Raw genomic sequence first — 16,471 nt, 5'->3', positions numbered from 1 at the left:
ATCAACCTTAATCGATATTAAGATTTATTTATAATGACAAAAGAGTATTTTTTAAAGCAAAAAAACAAATTGAAATGATTCTTCAGAAATCGTCTTCATAAATATATTGAATTTGAAAGAAGTTTGATTTTTAGAAAAGACTAAATCTTAGCTTTCAGGCTTACAGCATCAATATCACTATGTGAAACATCATAAACTGCTTTTCCATTTTTGATTAAAATCAATTGTGGGGATTCATGATATACATTAAATTTTCGGGCAATTTCATTTGAAACATCACGATGTGCAATCAAATCGAGAAAGTACGCATCAACAGCATGATTCAAGTCAAATTCACGCTCAAATTGTTTCAAAGCCATTCGGCTAATACTGCATCTGGTACTGTGTTTGAAAATCACAACCGGCTTTTCATTCGATATGGCTTCAACTTCCTGCAGTTGTAATATGTTAGTCAATTCTGTCCAGTTTACATTACTTTTTGGAGAATCTGTATTCTCTGAATTTCCGAAGATTGAATTAAAAAAACTCATAATTGACTTGTTTTATGACTTTTTGACTGGTAGAAATAGATAAAAAACTATTTTCAATGTCATTTTGTCTGTAATTTTAGTATGGAATGCATTTTGAAATATATAAGCAAAGTTAAATTATTTAAAGTTAAAATTTAATGCAATAAATTCTAATTTTAATGTTATCGATATTTAAAAAATAAAAATCAATCCAAATCTTAATAAAAACATGAACATAAATAAATTTACAACTAAATCCCAGGAAGCTATACAGCTATCCCAGCAATTGGCACAACGATACGGTCAGCAACAGATCGAAAATGAACACATTTTTAAAGCTATTTTTGAAGTGGATGAAAATGTCGCGCCCTTTATTTTGAAAAAGCTTAATGTTAATGTGCCTTTGTTTTTACAAATATTAGATTCAACTATTCAGAGTTTTCCAAAAGTTTCAGGAGGAGATATTGTGCTTTCAAGAGATGCCAACAAAGCCTTGAATGAAGCTGAGATTTTTGCGCAAAAAATGAACGACGAATATGTTTCTATCGAGCATTTAATTTTAGCCATTTTTGATTCAAAAAGTAAAGCCGCACAAATTTTAAAAGATCAGGGCGTTACGGGAAAAGCTTTAAAAGCCACAATCGAAGAACTTAGAAAAGGAGAAAGAGTTACTTCGGCTTCTGCTGAAGAAAATTATAATTCACTAAATAAATATGCTAAAAATTTAAACGAATTAGCACGAACAGGAAAACTTGATCCTGTTATTGGACGGGATGAAGAAATTCGTCGTGTATTGCAAATTCTTACCCGAAGAACTAAAAACAATCCAATGTTAGTAGGAGAGCCGGGAGTTGGTAAGACCGCTATTGCAGAAGGTTTGGCGCACAGAATTGTTGATGGCGACGTGCCTGAAAATTTAAAAGATAAGATTGTTTTCTCTCTTGATATGGGAGCTTTGATTGCCGGCGCAAAATACAAAGGTGAATTTGAAGAACGTTTAAAATCTGTTGTAAAAGAAGTTACCGCTGCAGAGGGTGATATCGTGCTATTTATTGATGAAATTCACACGCTGGTTGGCGCTGGTGGAGGTGAAGGTGCGATGGATGCAGCGAATATTTTAAAACCCGCTTTGGCTCGTGGTGAATTAAGAGCTATTGGCGCAACGACCTTAGATGAATATCAAAAATATTTCGAAAAGGATAAAGCATTAGAACGCCGTTTTCAGAAGGTTTTAGTGGATGAACCTGATACTGAAAGTGCTATTTCAATTTTACGTGGAATCAAAGAGAAATATGAAACGCATCATAAGGTTCAAATTAAAGATGAAGCGATTATCGCTGCCGTAGAACTTTCGCAAAGATATATTACAAACCGTTTTTTGCCGGATAAAGCGATCGATTTGATGGATGAAGCCGCTTCTAAATTACGTATGGAAATCAATTCAAAACCAGAAGAGTTAGATGTTTTGGATCGTAAAATCATGCAGTTAGAAATCGAAATTGAAGCCATCAAACGTGAGAAAGAAGAGAGTAAGCTGAAAATTTTACGTATGGATTTGGCTAATCTGAAGGAAGACCGTAATGTTATTTACACCAAATGGAAATCGGAAAAAGATGTTGTAGACGGAATTCAGGCTGTAAAACAAGAAATTGAGGATTTTAAATACGAAGCTGAACGTGCTGAACGTGATGGTGATTACGGAAAAGTAGCTGAAATTCGTTACGGAAAAATCAAAGAAGCACAAGAACGTTTGGATGTTTTATTAAAACAATTACAAGATTATCAATCAGGAAATTCTTTAATAAAAGAAGAAGTTACACGTGAGGATATTGCCGAAGTGGTTGCAAAATGGACCGGAATTCCGGTAATGAAAATGCTTCAGACCGAAAGAGAAAAACTGCTTCATCTTGAAGAAGAACTGCACAGAAGAGTAGTAGGTCAGGAGGAAGCCATCGAAGCTGTGAGTGATGCTGTTCGTAGAAGTCGTGCTGGTTTACAGGATATGAAGAAACCTGTTGGTACGTTCTTGTTTTTAGGGACAACCGGAGTGGGTAAAACAGAGTTAGCAAAAGCTCTGGCCGAATATCTTTTTGATGATGAAAATGCTATGACGCGTATAGACATGAGTGAGTATCAGGAACGCCACAGTGTGAGCCGTTTGGTTGGAGCACCTCCTGGATATGTTGGATATGATGAAGGCGGACAATTGACGGAAGCTGTTCGTAGAAAACCATATTCTGTAATATTGTTAGATGAAATTGAAAAAGCGCATCCGGATACCTTCAATATTTTATTACAGGTTTTAGATGAAGGACGTTTGACTGACAACAAAGGACGTTTGGCTGATTTTAAAAATACGATAATCATCATGACTTCTAACATGGGAAGTCAGATTATTCAGGAAAAATTTCACAATCTGAAAGGTGGAATTGAGGCTGCTACAGAAGCAGCAAAAGTGGAAGTTTTAGGATTATTGAAACAAACCGTTCGTCCAGAATTTATAAATCGTATCGACGAGATCGTAATGTTTACACCGTTAACGGTTGATAATATTTCGAGAATTGTGAGTTTACAGCTTAAGAGTGTCAGTAAAATGCTGGCTCTGCAAGGTATTACTATGGATGCAACTCCGGAAGGAATTAAATATCTTTCAGATAAAGGTTATGACCCGGAGTTTGGTGCCAGACCGGTAAAACGAGTAATTCAGAGAGAAGTTTTAAATCAATTGTCAAAAGAAATTCTGGCTGGAAATATTACAACCGATAGTATTATTTTAATTGATGCTTTTGACGGTAAATTGGTTTTTAGAAACCAAACACAACCAGTAGCATAATATTTTTTGATATAGCCCCACCGCAGGGCATCTTTTATGTTTGAAAAACACCAACAGCAATGTTGGTTTTTTTTATAATGACTGTAAATAATGAAACTTTTTATAAAATTCTTATAAATGAATTATTATTTAATATTTACATCTTTATAATAAATTTAAAAACAAAAATTATGAATAATATCTTTAGAGGATTAATCGCAGGTTACGGAGCTAAAAAATTAGGTGGAGGATGTTTTGGTACAATTCTCGTTTTTGTAATTATTTGGCTGCTTTTAGGGCAATGCAGCTAAATTTTTAGAAAAAAATTAAATCAAAAGTATTAGATTCGCATAATTAAAAATTATTCGAATTTAATACTAAATATACATTATAATGGCATCAGGTTTTTTTGTACTATTAGATGATATCGCAGCAATTATGGATGATGTTGCAGTAATGAGTAAGGTCGCAGCAAAGAAAACTGCCGGTATTCTCGGTGATGATTTGGCAGTAAATGCAGAAAAAGCTTCAGGATTTGCTTCTTCCAGAGAACTTCCGGTACTTTGGGCAATTAGTAAAGGTTCCCTTCTTAATAAAATCATCATCCTGCCAATTGCTTTTTTGCTGAGTGCATTTTTACCATTTGCAATTATTATAATTTTAGTTTTGGGAGGTCTTTTTCTGGCTTATGAAGGAGCTGAAAAAATTTACGAGTTTATTTTTCCACATAAGCATGAAGAATCTGAAGGAATATCAGCACTAACGCTTACAGAAGAAGAAATTTTAGAAGTTGAAAAAGGAAAAATAAAGTCAGCAATCCTAACCGATTTTATATTATCGGTAGAAATAGTAATTATGGCTTTAGGAACTGTTATCGGTAATCCAATCATACAACAAATAATCGTAACATCAATAATTGCTGTACTTGCAACGATTGGGGTTTATGGTATTGTTGCTCTTATTGTTCGAATGGATGAAGCAGGATATAAACTTATAAAAGTTAGTAAAAGAGAAAAAAGCATATCAAAATTTATTGGTAATATTTTGGTAAAAGCTCTTCCGTTAGTTATAAAAAGTCTAACTGTAATTGGTACAGTTGCATTATTATTAGTTGCAGGAGGTATTTTTGTACATTATATTCCATTTTTCCATCACTTTGTCCCTAAGATAAACATTCCTTCAATTATAAAAGAATTCGTAGTAGGTTTGGTATTAGGACTTTTAGTTTTAGGACTTGTGAATTTGTTTAAAAAGCTGTTAAAAAAAGTAAGAGCTAAATAAATATATTTTTAAGCATAAAAAAACACCAGCAAATGCTGGTGTTTTTTTATGCTCTTATCTTAAACTCGCTCCAAGCTCAGTTACAAAAGTCTGTTGGAGTTTGGACATGATTTTATCAATCTGCGTATCCGTAAGTGTTTTTGTATTATCCTGAATTGTAAAGCTCAGGGCATAGGATTTTTTGCCTTCAGGAAGTTTATCTCCTTCATAAACATCAAATAAATTGACATCTTTCAAAAGAGATTTTTCTGTTTGTTTGGCCAAATTATAAATGCTCTCGTAAGTTGTATTCTGATCAATTAACAAAGCTAAATCTCTGCGAACTTCAGGGTATTTAGGGATTTCAGAATATTTAATTTTTCCTGTGATTATTTTTAGTACCAAATCCCAGTTAAAATCAGCATAATAAACTTCTTGCTTTATACCAAAATGTTTTAAAATTGATTTTTTTACAACCCCCATTTCAACTAGTGTATCATTGTTGTAGCAGATTGAAGTTCCTTCTGAAAAAATATCAGATTGTACTGGAGCGTTTGCAATTTTGTCAATTCCTAATCGATTTAAAATTCCGGTTACATATCCTTTCAATAAAAAGAAATCAGTAGTTTTTTGTGGATTTGTCCAGCTTTCCTTATTTCTGTTTCCTGAAATTGATAAACTTAAGTGTTTGTGTTCTTCGTAACCATTTAGATATTTATGGTATGTTTTTCCAAATTCAAATAATTTTAAATCTGAATTTCTTCGGTTAATATTGTAGGATATCGCTTCTAAGGCTGAAAACAGTAAAGATTGGCGCATAGTTGATAAATCACTGCTCAACGGATTTAGCATCGTAACATTATGTTCTTCTTTTAAAACAGTAGATAATTTTGCATAAGCTGCTGTCGTTAAAGAATTCGCCATCATCTCGTGAAAACCTTGTGAGTTTAATTGAGAGGCTATTACATTTTGTACTTTATAATCTTCGGTTCTTGGTGAATTAGAAACTGTTGCATTAAATTTTTTAGAGAAATCAATGTTATTGTATCCATAAACTCTTAAAATTTCTTCGATAACATCTATTTCACGCTGCACGTCAACTCGGTATGCCGGAATAGTTAATCCTAATCCGGATTCAGAAACACTATTAACCTTAATGTCTAAAGAAACTAATATTTTTTTGATCGTATCTTTTGGAATTTCCTGCCCGATAATTTTATAAACATGACTGAAATTTAGTAAAACAGAAAAATCTTCTACTTTTTTCGGATACACTTCTACGACATCAGATGTGATTTTTCCTCCTGCCACTTCCTGAATCAAAAGAGCAGCACGCTTCAGGGCATATTCCGTAATAGTTGGATCAATTCCTCTTTCAAATCTAAAAGAAGCATCTGTATTTAATTGATGTCTTTTTGCTGTTTTACGTATGCTAACGGCATCAAAATAGGCACTTTCTAAAAATATAGAAGTAGTCCCTTCCGTAACTCCTGATTTTTTTCCGCCAAAAACCCCGGCAATACAAAGAGGGCCTTTTTCGTCACAAATCATTAAATCTTCTGCATGCAATGTTCTTTCGACATCATCAAGAGTTACAAACTTAGTTCCTTCAGGAAGTGTTTTTACAATTATTTTTCCGTTAATTTTTGTCGCATCAAATGCATGTAAAGGTTGTCCTAATTCGTGTAAAACATAATTGGTGACATCTACAATATTATTTTTAGGAGTTAATCCAATAGCTTTTAAGCGATCTTTTAACCATAGTGGAGATTCTTCTACCGTAATGCCAGAAATTGTTACACCACAATATCTTGGAGCTAAAAGTGGCTCTTCGATATTTACGTCAATTTTCATCGTACGCATGTCGACTCTAAAATTGCTTACCGATGGTGTAATCAACTCTATATTAACGCCGTGCTGCAGCATTCCGGCTCTTAAATCACGTGCTGTACCATAGTGGCTCATGGCGTCAGCGCGATTTGGAGTTAATCCAATTTCGAAAACTTCATCATTAGTTATTTTAAAGACTTCTGAAGCAGGAGTTCCCGGAACTAAAGCTTCATCTAAAATCATAATTCCGTCATGAGCTGTTCCAAGACCTAATTCATCTTCTGCGCAAATCATTCCGTGACTTTCCTGACCACGAATTTTACCTTTTTTAATAGTAAATTCAGCTCCTTCTTTATCATATAAAATTGTTCCTATGGTAGCAACTGGTACTTTTTGTCCGGCCGCAACGTTTGCAGCACCGCAAACAACCTGTATTGGAGATTCTAAACCAATGTTTAAGGTTGTAACTTTTAATCTGTCTGCATCAGGATGTTTTTCGCAAGTCAGCACATGTCCTACCACAACTCCTTCTAAACCGCCTTTTACTGATTGGTATTTTTCCACAACTTCAACTTCCAAACCTAAATCTGTAAGTAATTCAGACGTTTGTTCTGATGTCCAGTCTGTTTTAATGAACTGTTTTAACCAGTTATAAGATATTTTCATGTTAACGCTATTGTTCTTTAAATAAAAATGTAAATATAAGCATTGATTACGGTAGTTGGAAACTATTTTTTTGTTTTCTAAAATTTCCTTTTATCGGAATTATAAAAAATAAAAATCACAAAGTTTTACAACTGAATCACAACGAATTTAGAGTAAAATATGTCTTGGATTTTTAAATTAATTCTTCGACATGTTTTTTAATATTTTCGGATATTTTTTTGATAGGTAAATCGTTTTCATCATCTCCAAAAGGATCTTCGATTTCTTCAGCGATTAATTCTAAACTTGCCAAAACATAAAAGATAAAAACAACCACCGGAACTACGTAATAACCTAAACTTAAAGAATATCCAAAAGGTAAAGTCATGGTGTAGAAAAATATAAATTTCTTTATAAACGCACTGTAAGAGTAGGGAATAGGCGTGTTTTTAATTCGTTCACAGGCACCACAAATATCAGTAAAGGCTACTAATTCTGCATTTAAAATAATGAGTTGATCTCCGGTTATTTTTCTTGCTTCATACAAATCATTAATTTTATGTGACATCATTCTTTTTACCTGATTGGGTTTGTGTTTATGATGATCTAATTCCAAATCTACATCTTCAAAAAGCTGTTTTGCAGTTTCGGAATTGTTTAAATGTTTGTACAAAACAGAAGCGTAGGAAGGTATGAATTTCCTGAAAAATTTCCGGTCATTTTCATCCTTCAAAATAGCAGAAAGTTTTATGGCAAAATTACGACTGTTGTTTACTAAAGCACCCCAGTGTTTTCTGGCTTCCCACCAACGATCGTAGGCTGTATTGGTTCGAAAAACAAGTAATAGAGAAATTACAAAACCTAATATTCCGTGCATAAGCGGAATATTTTTTATATAATGGTTAGCGTCAATTCCTAAATATATTACTTCAAAATAGCCTACGATTCCAGAATAAACTCCGATAGCAACCATGATAGGGAGCAATTTCCTTACAGTATCAGATTTGTGAAAATGAAAGATAAATGTAAACCAGTCTTTTGTATTGTATGAAATCATCTAATGTATTTTCAAACAAAATTAAACTAAAAACTAATATTTCCGGCTAATTCTTTTAAAGCAATTTCAGATAACTTAGCCTGATACTGAGCATTGCTGTAACGTACTTTTGCGTTTACATAATTAAGCTGTGCTGTTCTGAATTCTAATGTTGTAATAGTCCCTATTCTAAATTTATCCAAAGTAATTGAAAGGTTTTGTCTTGCTATTTCTTCATTATCATCTTCCAGGTCAATCAATTCAATATTGGTTAAATACGTTTGAAAAGCTGTGCTTAATTGTGTATTCAGAATCATGTTTTGCTGTTCAATTGCAATTTGAGAATTTTCGATTTGCAATTTTGCTACTTTTTCATTTCGATGCTGATTAAATCCATCGAAGATATTAAGTGTAGCATTAAAACCATAATTTAAACCTCTTGATGAAGCCTCACTTGTAAAACCTAAACTCGACTGACTTTCTGCAAAATTGTACCCAGAGGTTAAATTTACAATAGGATACCGATCTGCCTTTACTTGTTTCAACTGCAATTCGGCAATTCTTTTGTTGATTATCTGGGCTTCTAAAGCAGGATTTTGTTTTTGTGCCAAATCTAATAAATTAGCAAAGATTAATTTATCGTCAACGGTTACCTCATTTGTGACTTTATAATCGATTTTAGGATCCCGTGCTAAATGTTGGTTTAATAAAATTTTAGAGTTGGCATAAGATTCTTTTTGTCTTAATAAAGCAACCTGATCAGAATTTAGATCTACCTGCGCATTCAAAACTTCTAATTTTGAGGCTTTACCAATCGTAAAACGATTTTTTGCAAGCTCTAATCTTTGTTTTGAAATAACAATTGTAGTATCTAGTGCTGATAATTGCTGTTGCTGCTGTACCAAATCATAATAGGTAGAGTTTACCTGACCAATTTTTATTAAAATTGTTTGTTTTAGTTGAGAATCGCCTAGCTTTTGAAGTTCCTTTAACTGATCTAATCGGGCGAACATTTTCATTCCGTCAAAAACTGTCCAGCCAAGGCTTACACCGTAATTTAGACTATTGTTTTTAGCGTTGTCCAGTGAGGTTGAAGTACCATCCTGACGTGTTTGGGATGAGTTTTGAATACTGTTATTATCAGTAACAGAAGCTGTAGCAACAGGTAACATACCGGCATTTCCAATAGTTACATTGGCTTCGTTTATTTTTGAATTGTTTTTGGCAATTTTTATTTCAAAATTATTTTCTAAAGCTATTCTCATAGCCTCTTCAATAGTCAGGATTTCCTGTGCATTGCTTTTTGCTATGCAAAACAAAAATAAAATCAGACTTTTTAATATTGTTTTAGTTTTCATATTATAAATTTTGACTGTGAATTGGATTTTTTAAACTAATTCACAGCTCTTGATATTTATTTCAAAAATTAAGAATCTATATTTTGCTATCTCTTTCATATTCTTCAATATGGTCAAATTCTGGATAATGTTTTCTGGCTTTTGACCACATTAAATAAATAGCCGGAATTACAAAAAGAGTCAAGGCTAAAGAAAAAATGGTTCCACCAACAATTACAACTCCCATTCCGATTCTACTTGTAGAAGCAGCTCCTAGCGACATGGCAATTGGCAAAGCTCCTAATGCGATTGCTAAACTTGTCATTAAAATAGGGCGCAAACGTGCTTCTGAAGCTTCTAAAATGGCCTCTAATTTTGGTTTCCCCTGTTCGCGTAACTGATTCGCAAATTCAACAATCAAGATACCATTTTTAGTTACCAGTCCGATAAGCATTACGGTTCCGATCTGGCTAAAGATATTCCAGGTCTGATTGAATAACCATAAGGAGAACAAAGCTCCGGCAACAGCCATTGGCACAGTTAATATAATAATAAACGGGTCTATAAAACTTTCAAACTGAGCGGCTAAAATCAGGAAAATTAATAATAAAGCCAGTCCAAAAGCAAATGAAGTATTAGAACTGCTTTCAACAAAATCTCTCGATTCGCCACTTAAATCAGTTGTAAAAGTTTCATCTAAAACTTTCGCTTTAATTTTGTCCATTTCTTCAATACCATCGCTGATGCTTTTACCTGGCGCTAAACCTGCAGAAACAGTTGCAGACATATATCTGTTATTGTGATACAATTGTGGGGGATTACTTTGTTCTTCGATCTTTACAACATTATCCATTTGAATTAATTGCCCCGTTTTGCTTTTTACGAAAATAGAAGTCAAATCTAAAGGTTTAGAACGGTCTTCTTGATTAAACTGCCCTACAACCTCATATTGTTTTCCGTTTTTAATGAAATAGCCAAAACGCTGTCCGCTTAAAGAAAGCTGTAAAGTCTGTGCAATATCGATAATAGAAATTCCTAAACTCTCCGCTTTTGCACGATCAATGCTTACGTTGATTTCGGGTTTATTAAATTTTAAATTCACGTCGGTTATCGAAAATACATCACTTTTTCCCACTTCTTCCATGAAAAGAGGAATTTTTTCTCTTAATTTTTCAAAAGTAGTAGCCTGGATAATATATTGAATAGGTAAGCCTCCACGTCTGTTTACCGAAATTGTTGGCTGTTGAATTACAGATGTTTTTGCATCAGGATATTTTTTTGTCCATTTGGTTAGTTTATCAGCAATATCTTTTTGAGAGCGCTCTCTTTCATCCGGAGCGTTTAAAGAAAGACGAATGAATCCGGAATTTGCTGCAGAACCTCCGGAACCTGGTGCCGTAACGACCAAGCTTACTTTTTTTTCCGGAATAGAATCATCAACCAATTTTGATATTTCCTGCATAAAACGACTGGTGTATTCATAAGAAGAACCTTCAGGTGTATTCATTCGCATAACTACAGAACTGCGGTCATCGTAAGGAGCAGTTTCTTTTGGGAGTATAGTGAAAAATAGGTAAATCAATCCAAAACAGGCTATTAAAATGGGAAAACTAAGCCATTTCTTGTCAATAAAACGTTGTAACGATTCGGCATAACCGCTATTTAATTTTTCAAAAAAAGGTTCAGTTTTAATGTAAAATTTAGACTTTTTCTGCTCTCCGCCTTTCATTAAATAAGCATTTAGCATTGGCGTTAAAGTCAGAGATACAAAGGCAGAAATTAATACTGCGGCACCAATAACAACTCCAAATTCCCTAAAGAGCCTACCAACAAAACCTTCTAAGAAAATCACTGGCAGGAATACAGCGGCTAAAGTTACAGAAATCGAAATAACAGCATAGAAAATTTCATTAGAACCTTTTATTGCAGCTTCAATTGGCGACATTCCTTCTTCGACTTTTTTATAGATATTTTCGGTAACTACAATTCCGTCATCGACCACCAGACCGGTTGCTAAAACAATAGCCAGTAAAGTCAATACGTTGATAGAAAAACCAAAAAGCCACATAATGAAAAAAGTAGCAATTAAGGATACCGGAATATCAATCAAAGGACGGAAAGCAATTGCCCAGTCTCTAAAAAATAAATAGATAATGATGATAACTAGTATTATAGAAATCCCAAGAGTTTCTGCAACTTCAAGTACTGATTTTTTTACGAATAGCGTATTATCAAGAGCAATATTTAGTTTTATGTCTTTAGGTAAATCTTTTTTTAAGGCCTCGTATTTTTTATAAAATTCAGATGAAATATCTAAGTAATTGGCTCCGGGCATTGGAACAATAGCTAAACCAATCATAGGAAGTCCCGAAGAAGTTAATCCAGTTTCGATATTTTCAGGCCCTAATTCGGCAGTTCCAACATCACTAAAACGGACAATCTTATCTCCGTCTGTACGGATAATGATATTGTTAAACTCTTCCGGCTTGGATAAGTTTCCAATAGTTTTTACTGTAAGTTCTGTATTCTTACCAGTTAATTTTCCGGATGGTAATTCAACATTTTGAGCATTTAATGCAGTACGGACTTCAGAAACAGTACAGCCATAGGCGGCTAATTTTACAGGATCAATCCACAAACGCATGGCATAACGTTTTTGTCCCCAGATTTGTACAGCACTAACACCGGGAATTGTTTCTAAACGCTGCGAAATTACATTTTCAGCATAATCACTTAATTCTAAAGAACTTCTGGTGTCACTTTGAACTGTCATAGAAATAATAGACTCACTGTCGGCATCAGCTTTAGAAACAACTGGCGCAGCATCTATATCCTGCGGTAAACTTCTAATTGCCTGTGAAACTTTATCACGAACATCATTCGCAGCTTCTTCGAGGTCCTTATCTAAGTTAAATTCTATAGTAATATTACTGCTTCCCTGATTACTTGAGGACGTTATATTTCTAATTCCATCAATAGCATTTACAGCTTTTTCAAGAGGCTCTGTAATTTGTGACTCAATAATATCAGAATTAGCTCCCGTATAATTGGTTCTGATGGAAACCTGAGCAGGATCAATAGAAGGAAATTCACGAACACCCAAAAAAGTATAACCAATGAAACCGAATAAAATGATCAAAAGATTCAGTACAATGGTTAAAACAGGTCTTCTTATGCTTGTAGTTGATAAACTCATTTTTTTGATTTTAGTCTTTAAGATTAGATTGCTAAATTGTAGATTTTATGACTTTAGACTTTAAGACTTATTTTACTTTAACTTTTATCGGAGCCTCGTTTTTCAATGACATTACGCCACTCGTAATTAAGGTGTCACCTGCTTTTAAACCTGATAAAATCAAAATTGAAGCATCGGTTCTTGTAGCTGCATCAACCATAACTTCCTTGGCTTTACCCATATTCGCGATATAAACTTTTTTTCCATCCTGTACAGGTATAATCGCTTCAGAAGGAACAACGATCGCATCTTTTATGATATCTAATGGTAGTTTTACATCTGCAAAAGTTCCCGGAAAAAGTTTTCCGTCAATATTATCTGCTATGGCACGAATTTGTAAAGTACGCGTTGCGACTTCGATTTCCGGTTCAATAGCATATATTTTTGCTTTATAAATTTTGTTTGATCCTGAAACTGAAAAATCAATAACCGAACCTGATTTTACCTGAGAAGCATATTTTTCAGGAATCGAAAATGTGATTTTTAGCTTGCCGGTGTTTACCAATTTTGCCACCAAAATTGTTGGGGTGATATACGTACCCGGAGAAATAGAACGCAAACCAATTTTTCCAGAAAAAGGGGCTTTTACAGAAGTTTTGGCAATTTGAGCTTTAATTAATTGGGTTTGTGCTTTCATTGAGGCGAAATCTGCGTTTGCAACATCAAACTCTTCCTGACTGATAGCCTCTTTTTGTAATAATAATTTAGCCCTTCTTTCGTTTTCACCGGCTAAACCTTCTTTTGTCTGAGCCTGTTTTAATTGTGCTCTTAATTCAATATCATTTACCTTAAAAAGCACCTGGCCCTTGTTTACATAACTGCCTTCAGTAAAATATATACCTTCGACAATGCCTGAAACCTCACTGTGAATTTCTACCTGCTCATTCGCTTCTATAGATCCTGATAGTGATAAATTGTTATCAAAAGTCGAAGTTTGAACAACAATTCCGCTTACAGTTGTTGGCTTATTTTTATCTCCAAATTTTTTAGACTCTTCATTTTTGCTTTTGTTGGACATTACTCTATACGTGATAAATCCACCGAGTACTATAATGATAAGGGCATAAATTAGGTTTTTTACTTTCATAAAAATTAAGGTAAAATGTGATTTAGGTATGAATTAGTGGTTTGCAAATTTAGCTTTTTGAGGGTAAAACAAAAGGGCTTAGTGTTTATTTAACATCTGTATGTACAAATGTTCTTAAATCGATCTTTATTGTTTTTTTAATCTTAACTAACTTAGACTTTATTTTACAAAAAAGGTTTAATTGAAATTTTAAAATAATTTTTAGGAGCTAATCCCGCTATTCGTTGCAATCTTTTTTGCCGAACCCCGGCATAAAAGGATTTTCACTTCTATCGGGGCTAGGACTTTTGAGTAAAAAGATATTTTTAATATCCCGACAGGTTTTTAAATCTATTAGGAGTATTATTAAAAACGTCAGTTTGAGTGTTTTTGCGTTCAAAACGGAACAAAAAATGTATCAGGAACCGTTTCTAATAATTATTTTCTGTTTTTGATAGAATCCCGGTGAAATATTGTGATCAAACAGAATAAAAATTATCATTAAAAACTAATAACACTCAAAGGATTATGATATTTGGTTTGTGTGCAATATTCTTTTCAGGAAACTTCAAAAAAAAATGCAATAAAACATTTCGTCTTATTGCATTTAAATTATTTGATTTTCAAAACTTACTAAGAATTGCTAAATTGAAGATTACTTAGGTTTTTATAAATCCCGTTTTCAAGATTTATTAATTCCTGATGGGTTCCTTCTTCTGTAATTTTTCCGTTATCCAGAACTAAAATTTTATCAGCATTTCTAATCGTCGAAAGACGGTGAGCAATAATAATACTGGTTCTTCCTTCCATTAAAACTTCTAAGGCTTCCTGAACCAATTTTTCGCTTTCACTGTCTAAAGAAGAAGTCGCTTCATCTAAAATCAGGATACTAGGGTTTTTAAGCAATGCTCTTGCAATTGCAATTCTCTGACGCTGTCCACCGGATAGTTTCACACCGCGTTCACCCACCAAAGTTTCAAATTTTTCTGGGAAACCTTCCACAAAATTCAAGGCATTTGCCTGTTTGGCTGCCAGCATTATTTCTTCATCAGAAGCGTCCGGTTTTCCATAGGCGATATTTTCTCTGATAGTTCCTCCAAATAAAATAACATCCTGAGGAACAATGCTCATGTTGCCACGAAGATTTTCTAAATCGTAATCATAAATGTTTTTTTCGTCAACCAGAATTTCACCAGATGTGATGTCATAGAAACGCAATAATAGCGAAGAAATAGTCGATTTTCCGGCACCACTCGGACCTACAATAGCAATCTTTTGGCCAAATTCAGCTTTGAAAGTTACATCTTTCAGAACTTCAACTTCTTTACGGGATGGATAACTAAAGGCCACATTATGAAACGAAACGTTTCCTTTTATTTTTTCTAAAGGAGCTGTCTTAGTATTTGCATTGATTTCTTCTGGAGTTTCTTCTAATAATTCAAAAACACGTTCAGTTGCACCAACCGCTTTTTGAATCTGTGCATACATTTCAGCAATTCCTCCAAAAGAAGCGCCAATAAAAGTGGTGTAAAGTACAAACGAAATCAAATCTCCAACTCCTTCTACTTCGCCTTTTATGGTTAAGGTAATCCCGTACCAAACCACGGCAACGACACATCCGAAAAGGCATAAAATAATAAAGGAAGCAAAATATCCTCTATACTGACCGCCTTTGATGGCGATTTTTACAATTTCTTTAATTTTATTTTTATAGCGCTGAATTTCATACCATTCGTTGGCAAAAGCTTTTACATTACTGATTCCCTGCAAAGTTTCTTCAACAATAACCTGACTTTCGGCTACTTTGTCTTGTGTTTTTTTGCCATATTTACGAATAAATCTTCCAAAAATAACCGCAGCAACAGCTACAATCGGAACAATGGCCAGCATCATCAAAGTTAATTTAGGACTAATGCTTCCTAAAATAATGAAACCTCCAATAATTAATATAAACTGGCGTAAAAACTCAGCAATTGTAGTAGTAAAAGTATCCTGTAATTGCGAAATATCCGCACTGATTCGGCTATTCAATTCACCAACACGTTTTTGGGAGTAAAAAGACATGGGAAGTTTAACCAAATTCTCATACAATGCAAAACGAATATTCGATAAGGAATTTTCAGTAAAATTTACAAAAAGAGAAATTCTGAAAAACGAGAATATGGCCTGCAAAACCAGGATACCCATAAGGGCGATCGCAATTTTATTGGCTTTATCAAGATCTTTATTGGTAACACAATCGACTAACATTCCCATTAATTTAGGAAAGGCGAGGGCAGTGGCGCTGGTTAATAATAAGAAAACCAATCCAAGGAAAAATTTCCATTTATGGTTTTTGGCATATTTAAAGATTCTGAGTGCTTTTTGAAGTGAGTTAGAGTCTAATTTAGCTTTAGGTAAATCATTTTCTTGATATCTTGCCATTTGAATATACAATTAAGGTATGCAAATGTATAACTATAGCCAGTGAATACAAAAGAATAATCAATAATCCCTTTTCAAATATGGTATTTTAACTAATTACTAATAAAACATCAGTATTTATTTCTTTTTAAAGAGCTGAAATGTAGATTGATAAATGATTGTACTGAAAAATATTTGACTTTTTTTTCAAAATATGCTTGTAAATACAAATTCTAGCTGTATATTTGCACACCTTTAAACAAAGGGCGATTAGCTCAGCTGGTTCAGAGCACCTCGTTTACACCGAGGGGGTCGGGGGTTCGAACCCCTCATCGCCC

At 33.8% G+C, this 16,471-nt stretch carries 9 protein-coding genes and 1 tRNA gene; 3 read left to right on the top strand and 7 right to left on the bottom strand.

Features of this window, described 5'->3' with window-relative positions:
- Nucleotides 1-140 precede the first annotated feature (140 nt).
- The gene (gene ytxJ, locus ACEN2I_RS17845; RefSeq protein WP_441767457.1) at nucleotides 141-530 is read right to left on the bottom strand and encodes a bacillithiol system redox-active protein YtxJ; all 390 of its coding nucleotides are present in this window, start codon (nucleotides 528-530) and stop codon (nucleotides 141-143) included.
- Between the two features lie 208 nt (nucleotides 531-738).
- Here ytxJ and clpB point away from each other — a divergent pair, with 208 nt between their 5' ends.
- Together clpB and ACEN2I_RS17835 are read left to right on the top strand one after the other, a co-directional pair.
- The gene (gene clpB, locus ACEN2I_RS17840) at nucleotides 739-3,342 is read left to right on the top strand and encodes an ATP-dependent chaperone ClpB (RefSeq protein WP_441767456.1); all 2,604 of its coding nucleotides are present in this window, start codon (nucleotides 739-741) and stop codon (nucleotides 3,340-3,342) included.
- Between the two features lie 372 nt (nucleotides 3,343-3,714).
- On the top strand, nucleotides 3,715-4,602 hold the full coding sequence (locus ACEN2I_RS17835; RefSeq protein ID WP_441767455.1) for a DUF808 domain-containing protein: 888 nt from the start codon (nucleotides 3,715-3,717) through the stop codon (nucleotides 4,600-4,602).
- Nucleotides 4,603-4,656: 54 nt separating this feature from the next.
- On the opposite strand, the gene pheT is transcribed toward ACEN2I_RS17835, so the two are convergent.
- The 6 genes from pheT to ACEN2I_RS17805 all read right to left on the bottom strand — a co-directional run bounded on the left by pheT (nucleotide 4,657) and on the right by ACEN2I_RS17805 (nucleotide 16,154).
- Nucleotides 4,657-7,077 (bottom strand): phenylalanine--tRNA ligase subunit beta, encoded by a 2,421-nt coding sequence (gene pheT, locus ACEN2I_RS17830; RefSeq protein WP_441767454.1) that lies wholly within the window; start codon nucleotides 7,075-7,077, stop codon nucleotides 4,657-4,659.
- A gap of 172 nt (nucleotides 7,078-7,249) precedes the next feature.
- Nucleotides 7,250-8,113 carry a bestrophin family protein gene (locus tag ACEN2I_RS17825; protein ID WP_441767453.1) on the bottom strand — a complete coding sequence of 288 codons (864 nt, stop codon included), beginning with the start codon at nucleotides 8,111-8,113 and terminating at the stop codon, nucleotides 7,250-7,252.
- A gap of 26 nt (nucleotides 8,114-8,139) precedes the next feature.
- Nucleotides 8,140-9,450, bottom strand: coding sequence for a TolC family protein (locus ACEN2I_RS17820; protein WP_441767452.1), 1,311 nt, complete (start codon nucleotides 9,448-9,450; stop codon nucleotides 8,140-8,142).
- A 76-nt stretch (nucleotides 9,451-9,526) separates the two neighbouring features.
- Nucleotides 9,527-12,625 (bottom strand): efflux RND transporter permease subunit, encoded by a 3,099-nt coding sequence (locus ACEN2I_RS17815; protein ID WP_441767451.1) that lies wholly within the window; start codon nucleotides 12,623-12,625, stop codon nucleotides 9,527-9,529.
- A gap of 67 nt (nucleotides 12,626-12,692) precedes the next feature.
- Nucleotides 12,693-13,751, bottom strand: a complete 1,059-nt coding sequence (locus tag ACEN2I_RS17810) for an efflux RND transporter periplasmic adaptor subunit (protein ID WP_441767450.1) — start codon at nucleotides 13,749-13,751, stop codon at nucleotides 12,693-12,695.
- Between the two features lie 612 nt (nucleotides 13,752-14,363).
- Nucleotides 14,364-16,154 carry an ABC transporter ATP-binding protein gene (locus tag ACEN2I_RS17805; protein ID WP_441767449.1) on the bottom strand — a complete coding sequence of 597 codons (1,791 nt, stop codon included), beginning with the start codon at nucleotides 16,152-16,154 and terminating at the stop codon, nucleotides 14,364-14,366.
- Nucleotides 16,155-16,397: 243 nt separating this feature from the next.
- Here ACEN2I_RS17805 and ACEN2I_RS17800 point away from each other — a divergent pair.
- A tRNA-Val gene (locus ACEN2I_RS17800) sits at nucleotides 16,398-16,471 on the top strand.

The sequence above is a fragment of the Flavobacterium sp. W22_SRS_FK3 genome (assembly GCF_052113665.1).
Taxonomy (GTDB): domain Bacteria; phylum Bacteroidota; class Bacteroidia; order Flavobacteriales; family Flavobacteriaceae; genus Flavobacterium.
The sequence above is the reverse complement of the archived record's forward strand: the minus strand, read 5'-3'. Positions and strand labels throughout refer to the sequence as shown.

What these genes read in the sequence shown, in the direction of transcription:
- ytxJ (WP_441767457.1), bottom strand. Translation starts at nt 530, where the DNA reads ATGAGTTTTTTTAATTCAATCTTCGGAAATTCAGAGAATACAGATTCT.
- ACEN2I_RS17805 (WP_441767449.1), bottom strand. Translation starts at nt 16,154, where the DNA reads ATGGCAAGATATCAAGAAAATGATTTACCTAAAGCTAAATTAGACTCT.
- ACEN2I_RS17815 (WP_441767451.1), bottom strand. Translation starts at nt 12,625, where the DNA reads ATGAGTTTATCAACTACAAGCATAAGAAGACCTGTTTTAACCATTGTA.
- ACEN2I_RS17835 (WP_441767455.1), top strand. Translation starts at nt 3,715, where the DNA reads ATGGCATCAGGTTTTTTTGTACTATTAGATGATATCGCAGCAATTATG.
- ACEN2I_RS17820 (WP_441767452.1), bottom strand. Translation starts at nt 9,450, where the DNA reads ATGAAAACTAAAACAATATTAAAAAGTCTGATTTTATTTTTGTTTTGC.
- pheT (WP_441767454.1), bottom strand. Translation starts at nt 7,077, where the DNA reads ATGAAAATATCTTATAACTGGTTAAAACAGTTCATTAAAACAGACTGG.
- clpB (WP_441767456.1), top strand. Translation starts at nt 739, where the DNA reads ATGAACATAAATAAATTTACAACTAAATCCCAGGAAGCTATACAGCTA.
- ACEN2I_RS17825 (WP_441767453.1), bottom strand. Translation starts at nt 8,113, where the DNA reads ATGATTTCATACAATACAAAAGACTGGTTTACATTTATCTTTCATTTT.
- ACEN2I_RS17810 (WP_441767450.1), bottom strand. Translation starts at nt 13,751, where the DNA reads ATGAAAGTAAAAAACCTAATTTATGCCCTTATCATTATAGTACTCGGT.